This window comes from Acidiferrobacter thiooxydans (assembly GCF_003333315.1).
In the GTDB taxonomy this organism is placed as follows: domain Bacteria; phylum Pseudomonadota; class Gammaproteobacteria; order Acidiferrobacterales; family Acidiferrobacteraceae; genus Acidiferrobacter; species Acidiferrobacter thiooxydans.
Map to the genome: position 1 here is coordinate 1,392,860 of NZ_PSYR01000002.1, position 20,983 is coordinate 1,413,842.

Annotated in this window: 16 protein-coding genes; 6 read left to right on the plus strand and 10 right to left on the minus strand. The window is 64.6% G+C overall.

The window, feature by feature from the left end; genetic code table 11:
* Positions 1 to 70 precede the first annotated feature (70 nt).
* The 3 genes from C4900_RS13815 (at position 71) to C4900_RS13825 (ending at position 3,318) form a co-directional block, all read left to right on the plus strand.
* Entirely contained in the window at positions 71 to 430 is a 360-nt protein-coding gene (locus C4900_RS13815; RefSeq protein WP_065972281.1) for a hypothetical protein, read from the plus strand.
* Between the two features lie 315 nt (positions 431 to 745).
* Positions 746 to 2,728, plus strand: a complete 1,983-nt coding sequence (locus tag C4900_RS13820; protein WP_065972280.1) for a putative bifunctional diguanylate cyclase/phosphodiesterase — start codon at positions 746 to 748, stop codon at positions 2,726 to 2,728.
* Between the two features lie 119 nt (positions 2,729 to 2,847).
* Entirely contained in the window at positions 2,848 to 3,318 is a 471-nt protein-coding gene (locus tag C4900_RS13825) for a hypothetical protein (protein WP_141689439.1), read from the plus strand.
* Here C4900_RS13825 and C4900_RS13830 read toward each other — a convergent pair.
* From C4900_RS13830 to C4900_RS13850, 5 genes are all read right to left on the minus strand, one after another.
* Entirely contained in the window at positions 3,315 to 4,340 is a 1,026-nt protein-coding gene (locus C4900_RS13830; RefSeq protein WP_114283273.1) for a PDC sensor domain-containing protein, read from the minus strand. The genes C4900_RS13825 and C4900_RS13830 overlap by 4 nt on opposite strands.
* A 257-nt stretch (positions 4,341 to 4,597) precedes the next feature.
* Positions 4,598 to 5,623, minus strand: coding sequence for a DUF3034 family protein (locus C4900_RS13835; protein ID WP_211306970.1), 1,026 nt, complete (start codon positions 5,621 to 5,623; stop codon positions 4,598 to 4,600).
* 155 nt (positions 5,624 to 5,778) lie between these two features.
* Positions 5,779 to 8,283, minus strand: a complete 2,505-nt coding sequence (locus tag C4900_RS13840; protein WP_114283274.1) for a YbcC family protein — start codon at positions 8,281 to 8,283, stop codon at positions 5,779 to 5,781.
* A complete protein-coding gene (locus C4900_RS13845; RefSeq protein ID WP_065972276.1) occupies positions 8,283 to 9,938 on the minus strand; it encodes a proton-conducting transporter transmembrane domain-containing protein in 1,656 nt (551 codons plus the stop codon). The genes C4900_RS13840 and C4900_RS13845 overlap by 1 nt, the downstream gene beginning before the upstream one ends.
* A gap of 376 nt (positions 9,939 to 10,314) precedes the next feature.
* Positions 10,315 to 12,060 (minus strand): IS1634 family transposase, encoded by a 1,746-nt coding sequence (locus tag C4900_RS13850; RefSeq protein WP_114283275.1) that lies wholly within the window; start codon positions 12,058 to 12,060, stop codon positions 10,315 to 10,317.
* A 156-nt stretch (positions 12,061 to 12,216) separates the two neighbouring features.
* On the opposite strand from C4900_RS13850, the gene C4900_RS13855 reads away from it, so the two are divergent.
* From C4900_RS13855 to C4900_RS16090, 3 genes are read left to right on the plus strand one after another with little or no spacing between them, the layout of a single operon-like run.
* On the plus strand, positions 12,217 to 12,726 hold the full coding sequence (locus tag C4900_RS13855; RefSeq protein ID WP_065968797.1) for a GTP 3',8-cyclase MoaA family protein: 510 nt from the start codon (positions 12,217 to 12,219) through the stop codon (positions 12,724 to 12,726).
* Positions 12,727 to 12,740: 14 nt separating this feature from the next.
* Positions 12,741 to 13,847, plus strand: coding sequence for a tellurite resistance/C4-dicarboxylate transporter family protein (locus tag C4900_RS13860; RefSeq protein ID WP_211306971.1), 1,107 nt, complete (start codon positions 12,741 to 12,743; stop codon positions 13,845 to 13,847).
* Positions 13,848 to 13,907: 60 nt separating this feature from the next.
* Entirely contained in the window at positions 13,908 to 14,051 is a 144-nt protein-coding gene (locus C4900_RS16090) for a hypothetical protein (RefSeq protein ID WP_170132546.1), read from the plus strand.
* A 127-nt stretch (positions 14,052 to 14,178) separates the two neighbouring features.
* Here the strand turns inward: C4900_RS16090 and C4900_RS13865 are convergent, their stop codons facing one another.
* From C4900_RS13865 to C4900_RS13890, 5 genes are all read right to left on the minus strand, one after another.
* Positions 14,179 to 14,559, minus strand: coding sequence for a type II toxin-antitoxin system VapC family toxin (locus tag C4900_RS13865; protein WP_065968798.1), 381 nt, complete (start codon positions 14,557 to 14,559; stop codon positions 14,179 to 14,181).
* A complete protein-coding gene (locus tag C4900_RS13870) occupies positions 14,556 to 14,762 on the minus strand; it encodes a type II toxin-antitoxin system VapB family antitoxin (protein ID WP_114283276.1) in 207 nt (68 codons plus the stop codon). Before C4900_RS13870 ends, C4900_RS13865 begins: the two co-directional genes overlap by 4 nt.
* A gap of 685 nt (positions 14,763 to 15,447) precedes the next feature.
* Positions 15,448 to 15,855 carry a hypothetical protein gene (locus tag C4900_RS13880; protein ID WP_114283277.1) on the minus strand — a complete coding sequence of 136 codons (408 nt, stop codon included), beginning with the start codon at positions 15,853 to 15,855 and terminating at the stop codon, positions 15,448 to 15,450.
* The gene (locus C4900_RS13885) at positions 15,852 to 18,170 is read right to left on the minus strand and encodes a nitric-oxide reductase large subunit (protein WP_065968802.1); all 2,319 of its coding nucleotides are present in this window, start codon (positions 18,168 to 18,170) and stop codon (positions 15,852 to 15,854) included. The genes C4900_RS13880 and C4900_RS13885 overlap by 4 nt, the downstream gene beginning before the upstream one ends.
* 306 nt (positions 18,171 to 18,476) lie before the next feature.
* Positions 18,477 to 20,831, minus strand: a complete 2,355-nt coding sequence (locus C4900_RS13890) for a TOTE conflict system archaeo-eukaryotic primase domain-containing protein (RefSeq protein WP_211306973.1) — start codon at positions 20,829 to 20,831, stop codon at positions 18,477 to 18,479.
* Positions 20,832 to 20,983: the final 152 nt, after the last annotated feature.

Genomic DNA, 20,983 nt, shown 5'->3' on the forward strand with positions numbered 1-20,983 from the left:
GGGTATGACGGCAAGGCCGCGAGGCATCCGGCCCGCGGTCACGGAATTCAATGAAGGATGGGCCTAAATCATGGCAAAAGTGGATCTGAGCAGTATCCAGGATATTGACGGCTTTATCGCCGCAGCACTCGGCGATTCGAGCAGCGGCATGCTTCTGGCCAGGATCGGCAATCAGTCGGTCGACCTGGACCTGGCGATAGCCGGGAATTCCGAGGTGGTGAATAGGAAGCGCGCGCTGGTGGCGCGCTTGAACCTGGATGACAAGATCGAGGATATCCTCATCACGCTCGGCAAGCAGTACCACCTGATCCGGCCCCTGGAGCGTAACGACAAACTCTTTCTCTACCTCATGCTGGATCGCGCCAAGGCCAATCTCGCCATGGCCCGTCATGAATTGCGCGCCTACGAGAAGACCCTGGATTTCTCCTAGACGGGCGTGCCGGGCCCGTCGCCCGGCCGCGTGCGCGGTCTCGATACCTCTTGAGCCGGGCCGACATAGACCTGTGGGGCGTCGCGCCAGATGCAAGATGGGAGGGTGTTCATGATAGTCAATACCATATTGGCTCATCGGAAACGCCAGAACGCGCGGGCATCGATGGGAGGCCTGGCCGGCCTTGATACGAGGTGACCACCGCAGATCGGCCGCACAAGGCACGGCCAGCGACGATGGCCTGTCGGCGGCGGCGACGCAAGAAGGGTCTGTGAGGCCGAGCGACCGTTCCCCACGCCCAGCGCAGGCGCGGTTATGGGATGGCCGCGCCTGCGCACGGCGCGGCCCATGATGGAGGCGGCCTGTGATGCGCCGGCCTGGGACGTCGAGGCCGAGTGCCAATCCAGACTGCGGGTGCTCCTGCAGACCCTCGCCGATCCCGGCGTGGCCGGGGACCCGGGGGACACGCGTCTATTGAGCCACGTGTGCCATGGCCTCGTGCGCAGCAGCGCGTTTGTGGCGTGGTGCGGCTACTGCGTCCGCACTGAGCGGGACCACTTCGAGTCGCGCTGTCTGGCGGGTACCGCAAAGACGCGTCTGCGCATCCGGAAAGAGGCGGCGGGCCCGGTGTGGCAGGCCGCCCAAGAACAGGCGGTGGTCGTTTGGGGCCCGGCCGGCGATCCACCTCCCGCCTGGATGGTGGGACTGGGGCCCGATGTACGCGAGATCGCCTGCTTCCCGTTCGGACAGCCCGATCGCGATGTCGTGGACATCATCGGTGTCCGGCAGGCGGGCTATTTCGAGCGTGTCGGCCTGATATATTTCCTGACGTTCAGCCATGTCGGCCGGCTCGCCTTGCAGTTGCATGACCCGGCCCTGCGCGACCCCTTGACCCACCTGCCGAACCGTCGGCTCTTTCTGGAGAGGCTGACACAGGCGCGTAACAAGAGTCGCCGCGACGGGCGCTTTCTCGGGATCGCCATTCTCGATTTCGACGGATTCAAGGAGGTCAATGATCGCTTCGGACATATGGCCGGGGACGATCTTTTGTCGCAGGCGGCGCAGCGCGTTCGGCGCACGCTACGCGCCGACGATATGCTCGCGCGGCTCGGCGGTGATGAATTCGGCCTACTGCTCTGGGATATCCACGCGCGCGATCTCGACAAGGTTTGTGAACGTATGCTCAGCGATCTGCGCCGGCCATTCCGTCTGGCCAACGGCGACGCCGCCGTCATCTCCGCGAGCATCGGCATCACGTGCTACCCATCCGACATGAGCAGTCCGGCCTCCCTCCTGCGGCATGCTGACGCGGCCCTATACGAGGCCAAAAGACAGGGGCGCGACCAGTACCAGGCGCATACCGTGGCGCTCCGGGCGCGCATGACCTGCCACGGCGCCGCCCATGAGCATATGGCGCAGGCCCTTTTCGATCGTCGTCTGTTGTTTCATTATCAGCCGCTCGTCCGTCTCACGCATCCTGAACGCCCGGTATTTGGCGTCGAGGCGCTTTTGCGGTGGCGCGATAAAGAAGGGCGGCTACGTACCGCGGGCGATCTCGGTGACAGCCTGGACCACCCTCGATTCGCGCGCAATATCGGCCGCTTGGCGCTCGCGCGGGCGCTTTCTCAGGCGGCCTCGTGGCAGGTCCAGGGTTTGACGCTGCGCGTCGCGATCAACATCAGCCCCTACCATCTCCTCGACAGGCGTTTTTGTGCCGACATCGAGGATGCCCTGGCACGCCACCCCGACGTGGCACCGCAACGCCTGGAGATCGAGGTGACGGAGAGCGCGCCGCTCCCGGACTTCGAACGCGCGCACGCGGCACTCGCACACTGCGCCCGTCTGGGGATCCGTATCGGACTCGACGATTTCGGGACCGGCCACGCCTCCTTGAGTTATCTGCAAAGATTCCCCGCGCAAACCATCAAGATCGATCGGAGCTTCCTGCAAGACATAGTGGCGAACCCGCGCGACCTCGCCATCATCGGCGGGATCGCCGCGACCGCGCGTATATTGGGCCTGGATGTCGTAGCCGAGGGTGTGGAGTATCCCGAACAGGCGCGATTATTGAAGGATATCGGGTGCGAGCGGATGCAAGGCTACTGGGTGGCCGCGCCCATGCCGCCCGAGGATATCCCGGGATGGGTAGCACGCTACCACCTCCCGAGGTCCCTTCTTAGTAGCAGCCCAAGCGGCAACAGCGGCGTGGCCCACGCACGGCAGAGGCGGAACACCGGCGCGCACGCGGCCCATCCCGCGACCGTGGTCACGGGATTCCTGGCGGAGGATTTCTCATAGGGCCAGGGTAGCCGCCAGACAACCGGGGCGCACGACGAGCCGGAATGGTCGGGGCGCGCACCGACGATGACAAGGGCGCGCGAGGAACTTGTCACCTTCAGGACAAGACAACATGGGCCGTGTTGGCAGGAATGCCGCGACTCGATCCCGGCGCTTTCCCTGACTATGAGCGCGCGATCCTGGCACGAGCATCGATGGGCGATGTGGCGCTCGGCTTTGCGCGCCTCGGACCCTGCGCGTTTCTCGAGGCCTTCGATGACCCGCATCGCTCGCTGAGACGCTCGTTCGTCGATAAGTACCGGCCGATCATGCGCCGGCGCATCGGCGGCAACAGTCTTTATATGGTGTTGGCGCAACCGCGCGCCGCGGGGATACACGCATTTCTGGGCGTCTGCTGTACCGAGTTCTTTCTCAAACGCGACCAGGCCTTCATAGAGGCCGGCCTGAGCGCCCTCTTCATCGACGTCGGCGGCGAAACATGTTGCACGCCCCGCGCCGAGGAATCGGCGTATCTTGGCCAGTTCACGGCCGAGGCGACACTCGATCCCCGGTTACTGGACCGGGTATTGCGCCTGGGCGATACCCATTAGCCGTCTATCCAGAACGAATAGTCCATCTTCAAGAACTCCTCGTAGGGGAGGTAATGCGAGGAGTCCGAGGAGAAGCTCAGGCTCACCATGCCGTTGAAGATATTCACGGTGCCGGTGCGCAGATAGAACCGTCCCTCCATCGAGCGCAGCGTCCTCATATTATCCAATATCTCGCGGACACGCTCGGCCGGGACCAGCGCATTCCCGGGGTAGGGACATTTCGGGTAGGCCAGACAGATATCGGGATTGGTGAGTTCGTTTATGGCAAGCAGACGATACCGGAAGGGGTCGTCGACCACCCACACGACCGCCTGACTGCTCGAAAAGTGCAGCATGACATGATAAATGCCATGGACCAGGATCAGCTCCTCCATCACACGGATCACGGTATCGAGCTGCGCGTCCATCTTGCTCGCAAGTCGCGAGGCCCCGGACGGGGCGTCCGGTCGCGGATAGTCGGCATCGACCCGCCGCTGGCGGCGCGGGTCCTCATAGAGCGCCTGCGCCTGCGGCAACTCGCGCAAGGCGAAGTCGGCCCCCACGAAACCAAGCACACGGCCATCTGCGGCGCGCACGAACTGCATGGCGGTCAAAGACGGGCGCAGGGCACGCAGACTGATATAGGCGGCGGACAGCACGAAATCCGTCGCCTGCCCCCCATCCCCGAGATCCGCCCATTGTTGGTAGTGCTGCCCACGGCTATTTGTCAGCGCATCCCGCTCGAACATGGCCTCCCGGACATAGGGGCGATCGGACCGGTCGCGCCCGAAGTGTTCATCCAATAAACCATCGCGACTCATGTTGGCGGTGATCTGCCGACCGTTCGCATCCAAGACGTACAGGAACTTGCAATAAGGCACCGAGGCGAAGGCCTCCTGCAACGCGGCCTCCAGGGCGGTGCGATCACCCCACACGCGCGCGCAGCGCTCGCTTAAGGCACGTAGCGGCTTGTAGAGCGCCTTCGTCAACATATTGCGCTGCTGCGCGACAGTGCTGTGCAAGGATTCCGATGGTGAGGCCATGATAGTGCTCTCCGTATGCGCCCTGGCACCCGCGTCGATGGGGCGCCTTGCCTGGTAAGCCAGTGTAATCCAAAAAAACGGGGGCGCGGGAATACTTCCCCGCACCCCTGAAGGCGGCGGCTGGCCGGAGGATCCTGGCGCCGTCCATGGTCCCATGCCGCGCCCGGACCGTCCGGGATGCGCCAGGGTCCGCCGCGTCAACGCCCCGAAGACGCGGGCGACCTGCGCACCCTATGGCCCGTGGGCCCCGCCCGCCTCTAGAAGCTGGCGGTCACGGAGGTATAGAGCCCGTTGGAGTTGGGGATGCTGGCGATATGCCCGAGCATGGCATAAGCCAGTGTCAGCGACACGTTCTTGTTGGGGATGTAGGCCATGAACACATCCTTCCAGGCGTTGCTCTGACTCACCGCCGGCCCAAGGGCGAGTTCATTTTGGGGCATGGCGCGGTATTCCCCGCCAACCACCACATGCGGATCCAGAAACACCCCCGCCGAGACCTCGGGCTCATAGTGGTAACGATTGTCGGTCGGGCCTCCGAAGCCGAACAGGCCGTTATAGTTGGCACGCGTGGCATCGACCGTGACATCCAGCAGGGTCACATGCCCAAGCAGGCCCTTCAGCCACACCTTGGTGAGCGCCAGGTAATAGCTCCCGCCGCTTGCGCTAGCCCCCAAATCCTTCATGAGGGCCCCGTCCTCGTTGTGATGATACTCGGCACCCACCGCCACCTGCGGCATCCACGTCCCCTGGACGAGGGCATTTCCGAATACCCGCACCTTGACGCCGATGATGTCCTGGTTGATGGCGGTATTATCGGCGAGCACCGCCCCCGGGGCGCACAGTGACCCAGGGGGACAGGAAGGGGCGGTGCCAGCGAGGACGCCGGCCAGATACGGCCCGGTATTGCCGAGATCGAAGTTCTGCTGGGTGAGCGAGACCTCGACACGGTTGTCGATGCCGGCTGCCACCCCATAGCCGTTGGCATTGAAGTCGGCGGTACTGGCATGCGTGTAGGAGGCGGTAAAGCCGACCTGTCCGGGGCCGCCATAGCCTGCGATCAGCGCCCACGGCACGAGCCCGCCCCCGGCCGCCCCGCTTATGGACGTGATCCCGCCGGTACCTGCTGGCCGGCTTTGCCCAAACAGCCCCGCGTCCTTGGTCGCGGCCTGCGCGCTAAGCGGCATCCCAAGCAGAGCGGCGGCGCAGCCGATGGCAACGCCCCCTGGCAACAGCACCCCCCGGATCGCCCCAAGAAACCTCTGTAGTCCCTTATGATTCATCATTATTCCTCATCTGTTTTTATACCGGTTGTAGTCCATGCCGGCCGACGCAGGGATCCCCCCGGCCGTTCCGGCGCCTCCCGTCCTGCCGGTGATGGCCGGCAGAGGGAGATCCCTCTGCCGGTGTGCGGTCATGCCGCCCATAACAGACTTCAGGATTACGCGGGGACTGCCGCGATCGCTGTCACCGCGCGCCACTGCCGGTCCAATCCGCGGCGATGGATACGGCCCTCATCGTCGATCTGGAAGAGGTGCAGCCAGGCATTCTCGACCAGCTGGCGGACTAGGGGATTGCCGGCGATGACATCGTCCATGGCCGCCTGCGGGGCCTCGATGAAGACGTTGAGACGCATCGGCTCATGCATCCAGCGATGGCCGTCATGCAACGACTGCATGGCAAGCCCCACGCGCAAGTCTCCGCCGTTGCCCTCCAGGACACCGATGGACCCGCCGACCACGTTATGCAGGACCTTGTTGCCGCTGCCGAAGCGGACGTTGTCCACCACCGACCCGTAGTACTGCATGTTGATCCAGTTGCCGACGACCATCGGGGCACTCATGATGAGGGTCAGCGTCTTGAAGTCGACATCGTTGCGCCAGGTGTAGTCGTGGAGGAAGGCCCGCCCCCCGAGATCGCAGTGCGCCGTGCGGGCGCGCGGCGCCGCTATGAAGGCGGCATTGTTGGCGAGCGCCCACTCGGGCCGCACCTCCGCCCAATCGCGCGTGCGCCGCTTGATGTCGGCGTCCACGCGCGCCTCCGGCAGGCCGCCGATGCCGAGAAAGGCGGACCGCTCCATGCGCGTGACTTGGCCTGCGGCCTTGAACCACTCGCGCAATTGCCGGAGATCGTCGGCGTGCGAGGACGGCAAGGTGGCGGTATCGAATAGCGTCACCTCATCGGTGGTCGTATCGTGCAAACCGGCCACAAACACCGTGTCATCCGGGATGTGGATACCCTTTTCGGCAAGACCCTGGCGCGTCACCGCATCATTCAACAACGCCACGGCGATACGCGCGCTGGCCTCACCCGTCTGGCCCGCACACGCCCCGCAATCGAGCGCCGTAGCCTGCGGGTTGTTGACGGTCGTACTGCCATGCCCGACGAGCACCACGAGCCGCGCGAAGTCCCGGATCATACCCATGTTGCGTAGCGCAAACTCGGCGGCCGCGGGGCGATCCGCGGCCGGGATCCCGCCCGCCGCACAGTCTCCCTGGGCATGATCGCTGACAAGCCTCGGCCCCAGGCGCCCGCGCGCCCCGTCGTCCAGACCCTTGGCATCAGGGTGCGAGACGGTGCGCGTCCAGCCCATGCTGTCGCCGAACATCTTCGGGGCATAGAGCAGGCCCGCGGCCTCGACGAAGGTAAAACACGACGACGCCGAGGTCTTGAAGGTCTTCCAGGCATCGGCCGCGCGCAACCGCCCATGACGCTTGGCGATAAGCGCGCGGGTCTGCTCCGGGTCGGCACCTGCGACATGCTCGCATATCCGATAGGAGGGATTGAAAAGGATCGGCAGGTGGCCCTTGGCCGCCGACGCACCCAGGGGCAGGTACTCCATCAGCACCCCGAAGAATCCGGCAAACCCGCCGGTGCGCGCCTTCGGGGCCACGGTCTCGAAGGCGCGCCGGAAGATCTCGGAGCGCACATCGATGCAAAAGACCGCATGCACGGGCGGGCGCTCCTTGGACGCGGGCACCTTGGGCGCGGTCACGAGCGTGGCGATGAGCTCCCGCTGGTAGGCGATCTCGAAGGCCGTCTGCAGCAGGGCATCGGTCTCCTTGGCGGCGATTTGCGGCTGCGTCTCGGCCTTGGCAGCGACACCGGCGTCGGCGATCATGGCCTGATACCAGCGCGCCTTCAGGCGCTCACTGAATCGGAGCTTGTAGAGGAGCGCATCCCAGCACACGCGGACCGCGAGGAGATCGCGCAGCGTATCGTCCTGACCGCCAGCGAGCTCGGCCTGCCAGCGCTTGTAGCGCGCCCACCCCGCCCATCCGCCCACGCTCAAGAGCGCGGCATGCAGATAGTCGTCGACCGCGGCCTCCGGCACCGCAAGCTGCCGTAACGCCCAGGCGATGGCGCGCGCCGGCTGATCGGGCAGGTCGTCCAGCGCCTCGCGCATGCCACGCAGGCCCACGGTCCGGGGATTCCGGTCGAGGCGCGTGAACGCGCGCCAGCCCGCGTAGAGGTCCTGTTCCCGCCATGGCATCGCCCATAAGGCCTGGCCCTCATCGAAGTAGGCCGCGCAATATTGGCTGATCCGCTCGAGAACGAAACCGGGCCATTCCTGGCGATCGAGCTCGCCCAGGATGTCGGTCACCAAGGCAAGTGGCACGGACGGGGGTGGCGATGGACGGGCAGCCGCCTCCTCGAGGGTCGCCACATCCCAGGTACTCCCGGACTCGCGGAGCGCCGCGGCCAGATCCGCGCGCGTGATGCGCCCGCTTTCGAGGCACTTTCTGTAAAACGCCCGCGGCATGGTGAGCCCCTGGCCCGCGACCCGCTTCAGGGTCACATCGGCCTGCCAGAACGGCTGATCGGCAAGGCCGAAGTACGGGTTGACCGCCACGAAGCTCTTCAGCGGCCACAGTGGCGCGATACGCCCACAGGCCTTGTCGATCCGGGCCTTCAACTCCTTATCGATATCCGTGATGGCGATCATTATTGCACCTCATGTGAAGGATCTGAACTCAGAAGCCGGCGACGTCCCCCAATCCCGCCCGGTGTCGGCCCGAAGCCGCGGACGAACTCGGTCAACATGCTGTCGGCATAGAGACCGCCATAGAAGTGGACATAGGCGGCACGCCCCAGGGCGGTCTGCGACAGGCGCGGCAACAGCTGCTGAATGAAGAGCAGGGCCAGAAATGCCACGCCGATCACGCCCAGCAAGACCTTCTGGGCCATACCGATGTGCACGGGATCGGCCGGCACACTGGTCCCCAGGAGGGCGACGAAGCCCATGTGGAGCGCGAAGTAGGCGATGGAGACCAGGGCGCTCAAGCCCGTCATGCGCACGAGCAGTCCGCCCATGGCGCCCTTACGGGTATTCAAGGCCTGCAACAGGAGCTGGGTCATGCCCACCGCCAGGATCGCCGCCATGACAATCAACGCCGGTTGACGCACAAGCCCGACACCGAACACATGACCGACGCCGAGCACCATGAGGACTGCGATGGTAAGTCCGAGCAGTGCCCGCCCCATAGTCGCGGCCATCGACACCACGGCCTTAGGTGCCCGGAAGTGCTCGACGACGCTGCCCGAGGACAGGAAGGCATGGGCCTTGTACACCGAGTGCGCGATGATGTGCAGGACCGCGATGCTGTAAAGCCCCAGGCCACACTCCATCAACATGAACCCCATCTGCGCGCAAGTGGAGTAGGCGAGCGCGCCCTTGATGTTGGTCATGGTCATCATGGTCAGCGAGGCCACCACGATGGACACGAGGCCGACCCCCGCCAGGACATCCCCGGCCCAGGCGATATGCGCCATGAGCGGGCTTGCGCGCAGGACCAGAAACGCCCCTGTGTAAATGATGCCGGCATGGAGCAGCGCCGACACCGGGGTCGGTGCCTCCATGACCTGTATGAGCCAGCCATGGGACGGGAACTGCGCGCTCTTTAGGACGGCGCTCACGACGATGAGGGCGGCGGCCACCGCCAGACCCTCCGGCAGCGGACCTGCAGTATGGGCCAGGGCGCGGGCAATGCCGGCCCACTGCGCGCTATGGAGCGCGCGCACGATGAGCGCAAAGGCCGAGAACAGACAGGCGTCCGCAAGGCGGTGGAGCAGATATTTCTTGCGGGCGGCGAGCACCGCACCGGGACGGTCGCGGTAAAAGGCCAGGAGCTCGTGGAGGCAGAGACTGGTGGCAACCCACGAGACCCAGAAGCCCCACACATTGCCGGCCACGATGAGCGTCAAAAACGACCCGAGCGTCAACGCAAGCCAGCGATGAAAGCGGCCTTCATGTTCATCGCCATCCATGTAGGTCTTCGAGTAGCGCGCCACGATCATGCCCACAAAGGCCACCAGCGTCAGCATGATGATCGTCAGGACATCGGCGTCGACACTGACCGCGAGCGCCCCGAGACGCGCCGGCAGATGCAGACTCAGATAGGTCTCGGACCCAGTGGCACCCAAACCATAGGCCACGGCCGCCAGGATCGCGCAGGCGAGCGCGAACCAAGCGGCGCCGGTAGTGGCGGCCCTCATGAGCCGAGGATGGCGGTCGGCACCCACCCCCACGACAACGCCCGCGGCCAAGAGCGGCCAGGGTGCAACCAACATTAACCGCGAAGCCATTTCCGCGATCATCATGAAACACCTCCCGTGGATTCGCTCGATCCTGCACGTGCCACGATCCGAACTCCCCATATCGTTGCGTTTTCCCATGCGTTGACGGCGAGCGCATGCATGGGGCCTCGTGCCGGCGCACAGCGCGCGCCCTGGGGCCTTGAAAGCACATCCTTGTGCTCCCCCTACGACACGGGACCCACTCTATAGTCGCGACCTCATAACGAAAACTTAATGTTTCAGATTCTTGCTATTTACCACAATGAAGTCTTATGCCAGCGCCGGGACGCGCCTCGGAGCCGTAGGCATCCCGCCCCCTAGGCTCAAGTTGCCCCGAACGAAAGACGTTTTCCCTTGGTCATTCAAGGCGTTGTGAGAAGATCCCTATTCCGCGCCCTGCCTACACGGCGAGGGTGTCAATCAGCTCCATGGCGCGCGCTTGCAGCGGATTAGGGCGGGTCGTCACGGTAAAGGTCGGGGCATCATCTTCGGCGGAGGTGCGGCAGGTGTTGCGCACGATGGTGGCAAGCTCTGTGAGAAGTGTCTGGAAGCTGTGGATGGGTGTACCGTCCGCGTGGTGTCGACGGGCGATCTTGGCTTTCGCGCCTGCCGAGCGCTCGGCCGGGGCCACCGGGTCACGGGTGGTCTTGGCGGCTTGATCCTCGTCGGCAAAGAGCAGTTCCCGCCAGGCCGCCTTCAGGTGCCACTCGACATAGTAGGCGAGCATGCAGAGGAAGATGTGGGCGCGGACTCTGTCGCTCAAGCGATGGTGGATGGGCCGGACCTTGAGATCGACCGTCTTCAGGGACCGAAACGCGCGCTCGACCTGCGAGAGCGATTTGTAGTGACGCACGCAGCTCGCACTATCCAGACGCTCGGCCTTAACCGAGGTGCGGATGATATAGATCCCATCGAGGGCGGCTTCCGCGGCGATGGCGTCCTCCTTACGCGTGAAGGTGAGGGTCGTGTCGGTGAGGGTGAGGGTGAAGTGCTTGGCCACCTTGTAGCGGTTGACCACACGACCGACCGCCACGCCGATCTTGTCCTGCCCCGTAAGCCGTCCGGCCCCCACGCGGGTCTGGATCGTGCGCAATGCCTCTTCGGTGGCCTGTAAGAGGTCCTCCCGCTTGTGGGCGCGGAGCTTGGCGAGCTCCGGATTGCGACAGGCCACAAGCCGCTCTCCGGGATAGTCGGGATGCTGGAACTCGGCTAGGTTGCGTTCATCGACCAGCCATGCGGCCGGCAATGACAAATCGGGCTGGATGGTCTGGTCCTCGACCAGGGCACGGATCGAGGCGCTTTTTAAGGCCGTGATCCAGTCGATGCCGCCGTGGTCGCGAAGCGTTGCGATGGCCGTACTGCTGATCATGCCACGGTCACCGACCATCACGAACTGGCGGATACCGAAGTCCTCCTTGAGACGGGTGATCTCGGGCATGAGAGTCGTGGGGTCGGCGGTATTGCCCTCATGCACGGTGACTGCCACCGGACAGCCCCGGTCGTCGGTCATGAGCCCGTAGTTCACCTGCAGGGTGCCACGGCGGCCATCACGGGAGTAGCCGCGTTGCGCAAGCGGACAGGCATTGCCGGCCGCATGGCCGGTGGTCCCTTCGAAGTAGCTCGAACTCAAATCATAGAGCACCAGGCCATCGGCCTTGAGATGGCGGGCGGCCAACTTCTTCTGGATGCGGTCCTGACGGGCAAGGAGCCAGTCCATGGCCGCATAGCAGTCCTGCTCGTCGACGTCGGCGACCCCGCCCTCATCTGCCAGGGTGGTGGTATGCCACCAGCGGGTGGTGGCGAGCTTTGTGTGGGGGCTCAAGATCCGGGAGGCGATGAGGGCCAGGACGATATCGCGCTCCCGACAGGGCTTGGCGCTGATCAGCGAAGCCAGTCCTAGGCGCTCCATCATCCGCTGGACCGCCTCCACATGCCCGTGGGGCTGGGAGCGCTCCACCACGAACCCGAGACCCGCCGGTTGCAGATCCGCCCCCTGGAAGACCGCGCGCAAAAGCTCGATCTGCGGCATCGGCAGATGCGAGAGATTGGCGATCGTGCGCTTCTTGACCTTCTTGCCTTCGCGATAGGACTCCCGCAACAGGATGGTGGGGCGGGAGCCGCGATTGGGCACGATATGGATATGCATGCCTACTAAATAGCACACATAACCGCATATTACAAGCACTACAACAACTATTACATGCCTACATTCCAACAGACCAAAAAGCACCCAAACGCTTGATTTCCTGGGCGTTAGGGGGCTTTTTGGGGGGGTTAGGGGGGCAACCTCAGGCTAAACGTCATGTTGCTGCGCGATCAGAACCTCTCCGAGTGGCCCGATCTCGTCGCGTTCGCGCTCACCCACGGATATGATATTCGCTTCATCGAGGCCATGCCGCTTGGCACCGCGGGTGCCGAGGCCGTCGCGCGCCATCATGTCGACACTGCCACGGTGTACGCCGAGCCGGCGCAAAAATACCGACTGCGGCCGCTCGCGCAGGCCCCCGACAGCGGCCCGGCACGGCGTTTCGCGGTTGCAAACAGCGCGATCGAGATCGGCTTCATAAGCCCCTTGAGCCAAGAGTTCTGCGCAAGCTGTAATCGACTGCGGCTTACGGCGCGTGGCCGAGTCGTCTACTGCCTGGGACACACGGAGAGTTTGGATCTGCGCGCAGCACTCGTTCAGGGTCTTGACGATGAGGCGCTGACAGCCCTCATCCGCCGCCAGGTCATGCACCACAAGCCGAAGGGGCATGAGTTCGGATCGGGCACGCACGCGGTTTCGGTGCGGATGATGGCCATCGGCGGCTGACGGAGGCGAATCTTATGGAACGGGGCACGAGCGATGAGGTGGGGTACGCGACCGGACTTTGGCACATGGTGCAGGCCGGACTGCGGGAACTGTTCCCGGGATATTTCGCGCTGGTCATGGCCACCGGCATTATCTCGCTGGCCTGCGGCATGCTCGGCCTGCCGATCCTCGCGCAGGCGCTCTTTCGGCTCAATATCGTCAATTATGCGGTCATCGCCACGCTCATGCTGGCGCGCCTGATCGGCTACCCGCGGCTCATGCTCGCCGACCTCACCGACCACGCCCGGGGCCCGGGGTTTTTCACATCGATCGCCGGCAGTTGCGTGCTCGGCACCCAGTTCGTAGTCATAGGGCATGAGAGCAGCGTGGCATGGATCCTATGGGGCGTGGGTGTCACGCTGTCGTTTACGGTCATATACGCATTCTTCGCGGCCGTGACCCTGCGCGGGGTCAAGCCCGACCTCGAGACCGGCATCAACGGCGCCTGGCTCATCGCCACCGTAGGCTCGCAGTCGATCGCCATCCTGAGCACCCTGCTCTTGCCCACCGCCGGGGCCTATAAGGCGGCCCTCGTGACCTTCGCGCTCATCATGTATCTCATGGGCTGCATGACGTACCTCACCATCATCCCGCTGATCCTGTACCGCTTCACATTCTTCCGGCTGACACCGGCCGAGCTCACGCCACCGTACTGGATCAACATGGGGGCGGTGGCGATCACGACGCTGGCCGGCGCCACCTTGATCATGAACGCCGGGCTCTCGCCCCTACTCACCGCCATCCTGCCGTTCCTGAAGGGCCTCACCCTGTACTTCTGGGCGACCGCCACCTGGTGGATCCCGCTGCTCCTGATCCTCGGCGTCTGGCGCCACCTGTACCGACACTTCCCGTTGCGCTACAGCCCGCAATACTGGGGTATGGTGTTCCCACTCGGCATGTATACGGCCTGCACGATACGCCTCTCGCAGGCCGTCGACCTGCCCCTGCTCGCACCCGTCACGCCCTACCTGCTCGCGATCGCGCTCTTCGCTTGGAGTCTCACCTTCGCCGGACTCATCCACGAACTCGTGCGCGACTTCGGTCGGCCGCGCCTGCCGGAATCCCCTGCGCGCCCTCACTGAAGCGGGCGGCCCGCCTTGCCCCGGCCGTTCACGAACAACCGCGCCGGGCGTGATCTGCGCATGAGCACAATGAAACAGAAGGTGTCCGGCTGCCTCCGCAAGGCCGAGTACGCCCAGGCCTACTCGCGCATCTCCAGCGACCTGCAGACCAAGGCCTACCCCGGCGAATCCCCTGATCGCCATCCCAATGGCGCTTTCTGGTGAGCTATACGCGGAACCGGGCGAATAGTTACGTCGAGTTTACGCTTCGCCGCGCCGGGCTTGCCGTGGATCAGTGGGGCGCCATCCAACCCAGGCTCACCCTGCGGGCCCATTGTCGTGCTCAGCTGTCTTAGTGCGGTAGGGGCCGGTAGACCACCTCGAAACGCTCTGCCAGACCCATCAGGCGCTTATCCAACGTCCACAAGCTGGCGCCTGACGTCAGCAGCGCGGACGTAAGAAGCGCGATGTCCACCAATCCGCACCCGAGCCCGTAGAGCTTTTCCCGCTCAATGAAATCCCGTACTTCAGCCAGGCTCGCCTGGTTGCAAGGCCGCAGGAGATCGATGTCGCCAAGCGTTTGGGTACGCGGCGCAGGTGGTGTTCCGCAGGCCAGCTCGGCCACGACCATCGGATGAGTCAGCGCCATATCCGCCTCGATGAGCCTCACCAAAACATCGTTGCGGTTCCTGAAGTGGTCCACCCATACCGATGTGTCGACGAGCACACTCATCCGGCCGCAGGCTCTTCGCGCCGACGCGACACATCCTGCATGTCAGGCGCGGCGCCGCCCAGAGCGGCAAGACGCTTAGCGGCCTGAACCCGCACGTACGTTTTCATAGCCTCCCGGAAAATATCCGCCCTATCCATGTTCGGGTCAGCCATTTCCAGTGCTTTCTGGTAAATGGCATCATCAATGGTGACCGTGGTTCGCATAGCGGTATCTCCGTCTCACAATTGATGCAAATTTACATCAAACTAGGCATCACTACAATCCCGCCGGACATCTGAACATCGGCAATGGCATGACTTACCTTGGCGTAATCCAGCACGCCTTTTGAGGGCTGTGCGCTGGACGGGTAGCGCCAGCCGGTCTTCGTCATATTCTATGTTTAACGGATGGCCGTTGCCCGCCCCGGAAATAACGGCCGGCCTCCGACCAAAGGGATGACGCGGGACATCCGGGCATCGAAGCAATCGCAAGCCGAATGGACGGGGGATGGAAGGCATGGGGCGAGGCGCCAAAACGCGCGCCACCCACCCCTCTCCCTCCTCAACCCATCAAGCGCAAGCCTTGGCCTGCGCCATTTCCATGAATGGAATGTCCGCCAGGACCCTTACCCTCATCGTCATGGGCATAGCACTGCACAAAATGCCCACTCCACGAACGATCTCGGTCGCTCGCCGCAACAGGCCCTGAAGCGATGCCAAGCGCAGTCTCTTAGCGGGACCTGCAGCGGACGCCGCGGCCCTTGAGCGCATCGGTCCGACGCGGCCAGGGCGTCAATCGCGAGACCGTGGCGAAGACTCGCGCATCGGCGGAGGGCTTGCAAACGGAAACGGCGGCGCCGCATAAGAAAAGGGGGCCGAAGCCCCCTTCTCGCACCCTAGAGATATGGCCTTACAACAGCATGCCGCTCGGCCGATAAGAACACGCTGCGGGGAAGTCCTGGGCCCCCGCACCATGCCCGCCTTGGGCTTCGCACAGGATCGCCACACCCTCCGCCACCGCCGCGAGGCGCACGCCCCTGACGACGGCGGGGACGCCGGGATCGGCAGGGATGGTCACATGGACCACGCACCGGCCGCCTTGCGCGACGGGCCGTGCCGTAAGCCCGCCTGACTGCGCCACCGTGTTTTGGCACGAGCGGCCCGCATGGGTCAGCGCCGCGCGCGCCAACGCCCAGGCGGCGCCGGTCTCGGCACGGGCCGCGCGCGCATCATGCGCGGGTATGATGATCGACATGTCGATCGAGAGCGCAGTCACGCCAACCAGGGCCGCGAGACCCCATCCCAATGCCGTGTTCATAGCGACCTCCTCGGCGCCGGGGTCAAGCGACCGCCGGCCGCCGCCGGTGATTTACGGCCCCACAGGACCCTGAGTTTGCGCACGATGTCGACTGCGAGCAGCAAGGCGCCGGCCGAGAATACGATGTCTCCCGGCATGCGCAGCCACTGGTAGGTCGTGGTGGTGTTATAGAAGCTCAGACTGCGCGCATAGGCATAGCCGTGCTCGTACACGGCCGCCAGTTGCCTAAAGCCGATCGGCCAGAAGTTCAAGGTGAGCCACAGCACCATGCCGGCATTGAAGAGCCAGAACGCCGTGGCCCCCAAGGTCTCGTCCCATGAGCCTTCGCCGTTCATATAGCGCAGCGAGAAGTACACGAGGCCTATGGCGATGAGACCGAACGCCCCGAACAAGGCGGTGTGGGCATGCGCGAGCGTCAGAAAGGTGCCGTGCTCGTAATAATTCACAAGTGGGGCGTTGATGAGCCCGCCCCCGAACACCCCAGCGCCCACAAAGTTCCAGAACGCCGAGCCGATGACGTACTTATAGGCCAGCGCATGCGGGAAGTCCTTCTGGGACCGGATCAGATCGCGCTGCTCGATCAGGGCCTCGATCACGAGCAGCACCAGCGGCAGGACCTCGATATAGGAGAAGAGGCTGCCCACTGACAGCCACATCCCCGGATCGCCCACCCAGTACATATGATGGCCGATGCCATCGTCGCCACCGAGGAACACGAGGATGGTCTCGAACAGGATCGCGATCAGCGTGGTGCGCCGCGACACGAGTCCTAAGGCCATGAGGAAGTAACCCGTGACCGCCACCACGAACAGTTCGAAGGCCTGCTCCACCCACAGATGCACGACCCACCAGCGCCAGAAGTCGGTGATGGTAAAGGAGCTCGCGATCGAGGTCACCGGGATCATGCCGAATACATACAAGAGCGCGATGTTGACCGTACTATAGAAGAGGATGTGTTCGACGCTCAGGAATCCCGTGCGCGCCTTCAAGGCCGGCCACATGGCCCGCCCCACGAGCACGCTCCAGAAGCTGAGCCCGGCAAAGAGCCCCATCTGATAGGCGCGCCCGAGCTCCAGGTAGGACAGACCCTGGTTTCCAAACCAGAACCAGGAACCGTGGGTAAACCAGCCCTTGATGCCGGCGTAGTCCCCGAACAGTCCCCCGACCACGATCGCCACGGTGGCGACATACAAGAGATCCACGAGCCGCCCCTGACCCTTGGGCTCGCCGCCACCGATCATGGGGGCGATGAATAGCCCCGCCCCGATCCATGCAAGGCCGATCCAAAGTATCGGCAGCTGGATGTGGACGCTGCGCAAAAACGCGAACGGCAATATCCGATCGAGCGACAGGCCGTAGAAGTTCGCGCGTTCCGCATAGTCGTGGGCCATGAGGGTACCGGCGGCGATCTGTACGAGAAACAACGCGGCAACCGTCACGAAGTACTTCCCGGTCTTGCGCTGGCTCTCGGTGAGCGGCGGGAAGCCCGCGATCAGGACCTCGCGCGGCGAGCGGTCCTCGGTGTGGATGTAGCGGTAGAAGAGATAGATGACAGCCCCTGTCGCGAACATCACCCAGGCAAAGGAGACCCACGTCCAGATGAAGGTGGCCGTGGTCGGGGTATTGCCCTCGGTCGGCGCATAGGGCCAGTTGTTGGTATAGGAAAATGTCTGCCCGGGGCGACGCGCGACCGTGGTCATGGCGCTGTAGATCAAGAAGTCTGCCAGGTGTTGGGCCTTGGCGTGATCGAAGCCGCCGGGACGCGTCCAACCATGGGCGAAGTGGTTATGGAGGAGCTCATCCACGGCGCGTGCGCGGACTTCACGCGCGGCGTTTGCGAGCGCCGCCGGCAATGTCACCTGGGCATCACGCAAGGCCATGCCTTGAAGGTCCTCGCGCATCCTGGCGCGCACGGTGTAGCGCTGTCCCAAGGTAAGGGCGCGCAGGCCCTTGCCGTAGCGCGCCTTCGCGAGCGCCTGCTCGGTGTGCCGTCCCAGGGCGTGCAGGAACTGCGCGGTGTAGTCCTCCCCGAAATATGACCCCATCCCATAGATGCTGCCGTAATCCATGAGATCGGCCTCCTGGAACGCGGCCTTGCCGGCCACCACATCGTGGCGCGTCATGAACACCTGCCCCTGGGGGTCCAGGAAACGCCCCGGTAGGGGTGGCGCCTTGCTGTAGGTCACGAAGACCCCGTAGATGAGTATGCCGACCGTGACGACGAGCGTCAGCAGGAGGGCAATTTTGAGATTGCGGACGACGACGTCATGCGTCCCGTCGTCCCCCGGTCCCGAAAGCGTCTGCGAACTCCCCATGATGCCTCCTTGAAGTGGACGTCTTGCCATCCCGGACAGGACCGGGATGCGGGCGACATTATGAGAAACCGCTAATATTGTTCGACTTGACCGCCGTCAAGGGTTGTTGATTTATTTAGTCAGGATTTCAGAGGGGTCCCTTGGGGATTTCCCGGACCTCGGGCCCAGAACAACCCATACCACAGGCCCTTGCAACCAAAACCGGCGGTGGCAAGGCCGCCGCCCAGGCCTGCCCCATACCTCCAAAAGCCGCTCATCCCGCCGCTCGACGGCGAGGGACTCCCCTCCCCGGCCCTGGCGACTGCCTCACCCTTCGGGATCGTAATCGGCGTCCACCGACGGCTCGCGCAGCCGGTAGCCCATGGCCCGATAGCCCTGTCGGCGCTTGGCCCACATATGGCCGAGGGCCGGATGGCCGGTATCGACGAAGTCTAGGATCTCGACGCGCGTCTTCGCCGGATGCGCCCTATGCAAGCGTCCCGCGTATTGCTGCAGGGTCCCGCGCCACGACACCGGCATGGCCAGAACCAGGGTATCGAGCGGCGGATGATCGAAGCCCTCGCCCACCAGGCGCCCGGTGGCGAGCACGACACGCGCGGCGTCGGCGGGCAACGCCTTGAGCGCGGCACGCGTGGCCACGCGCGCCTTCCTCGACATCCGTCCTTGCAACACAAAGAGCGGCGTCACGCGCGCCCTCAACTCCTCGGCCAGGGCCTCCAGATGATCGCAACGCTCGGTAAGGACGAGGATCTTGCGGCCGGCCGTATAGGCCCGTTCGACCGCAACCGCGATCGCCGCGCTCCGCCCGCGGTCGTGCGCCAGGAGACGAAACACGTCCTGGATGCCGGTGTCCGGCGAAAGCGGGCCGCGCCCCTCCCAGACCCTCGGAATGACCTCGCAATCGGCAGGCGCCTCGGAGGATTTCCGGGCTCGGTGGCGGATCGGGCCACACTGCAGGAAGATCACGGGCTGGCGACCATCGCGCCGGATCGGGGTGGCGGTGAGGCCCAGCACATAGCGCGCGCGGGCGGCCCGTAACACCTCTTCGAAGGAGGCCGCGCTGACATGATGGCACTCGTCTACGATGACGTGGCCGTACTGTCCGACCGCGGGGTCGATGGCCTCCCGACGTCCGAGCGACTGCAACATCGCGACATCGATCATCCCGCGCAGATCGTCCTTGCCGTCACCGCGTATCCCGATCGCGCCGTCATCGATCTCGAGAAAGGCCGTCAGGCGCTCGCGCCATTGGCGCAGCAGGTCCGTGCGGTGAACGAGGATCAGGGTATTGACTGCGCGGCGCGCGATCACGGCGGCCGCGACCACGGTCTTGCCAAAAGCGGTGGCCGCGCACAGCACGCCCATGTCCTCGCCCATGACGGCGGCCGCCGCCTGTTCCTGATCGGGCCGCAGGCGGCCCGTGAAGCGGCACGACAGGGGCGCACCCGCGAAGCGCTCGTCGCGGAATTCGCAGCCTATGCCATGCTCCTGCAATAGCCCGCGCACGGCCTGAAGGCAGCCGCGCGGCAGGGCGATATGGCGCGGGAAGTTCTCGGCGCAGCCTATGAGGCGCGGCTTGTCCCACACCGACAGGCGCAGGGCCTGGGCCTTGTAGAACTCCGGGTTCGCGAACACCGCCAGGCGGATCAGTCGCTGGGCGAGCACCGGCGTAAGTTCCGCCTTCTCGAAATAGAGCCGGTCGGCCAGGCGTACCGTGAGCGTGGCCGGCAACGGCCTGGGCAAGGGGCGCCCTCGGGTCCCGCATCGCGCCCAGGGCTCCTGCCCCTCCGCGTCTTCGATGAAGGCCACATCGAGGGGGTGGGCGCCGCCCGTGGCGCGCAAGATGGCGGACTCGATGTCACACACCCGCATGCGCGTGATCCCCGCAAGATAGCCCCACTGGTCGTCATAAGGCCGCCAGGACTCATCCACGAACACCGTGGCACCGTGCGCACGCCGGTCCTTCTGCAAGGGGAGTGCGATTAGGTTGCCATAACCGCCCTTGGGCATAGTGTCCTGATTGGGGAACAGCCGATCATACGAATTCAGCTTGAGTTGGCCGGTACGGGCACAGGCCTCGCTGATCAGCGCCACCCCCAGGCGACGTGCGTCGCGTGCCGGCACCGTCCCCTCGAAGAAGATCCAGGCATGCGCGCCGGACCCGGACCGCGATACCTCCAAAGATACCGGCACGTCCATGGCCTTGCAGGCGGAGACGAAGGCGCGCGCGTCCTCGCGCCATTGCGCCTCATCGAAATCGACCGCCAGGAGACCGCAGCTCTCATCCGTAAGGAGCGGATAGATGCCGACCGTACATTGCCCGGTCAGGTGCCGATAAAAAACGGCATTCGACAGCGGCACGAGTTCCCGATGGTCACAGGCCGAGCACGCCACCTGCGGTTTCCTGCAGACCCCGGGCCGCCACTCGTTGGCACAGGCCGGCGCATAGCCCGAGCGGCCGCTCGTGGCGCTTTCCCAGCGCAGCGCATAGACGTCGCTGCGCGCATGGAAAAGCCCCCGAAAGAGCGCCACCTTCTCGCGCGCGCCGCGCGCCATGCCCCCCTCGCGGACATCCCGCGCCAGCGGACGCCACTCGATTCCATGTGCCTCCAGCAGGCCCTTAAGGCGTGCCACCTCGGCCTCGAGGGCTTCGATCGACATCCTCCGTTTCATCAGAAAGTCCTGTCCGGGCTTGGGACAACGGTACCCGTTGTGAACACCGCGCCGAAGGGATCACAAGGGAACCGGGTTGGAACCGAAGGATGAGGCATAAGGGCACGCATCCGGTCGCCGTTTCACCGGCCAAGCCGATC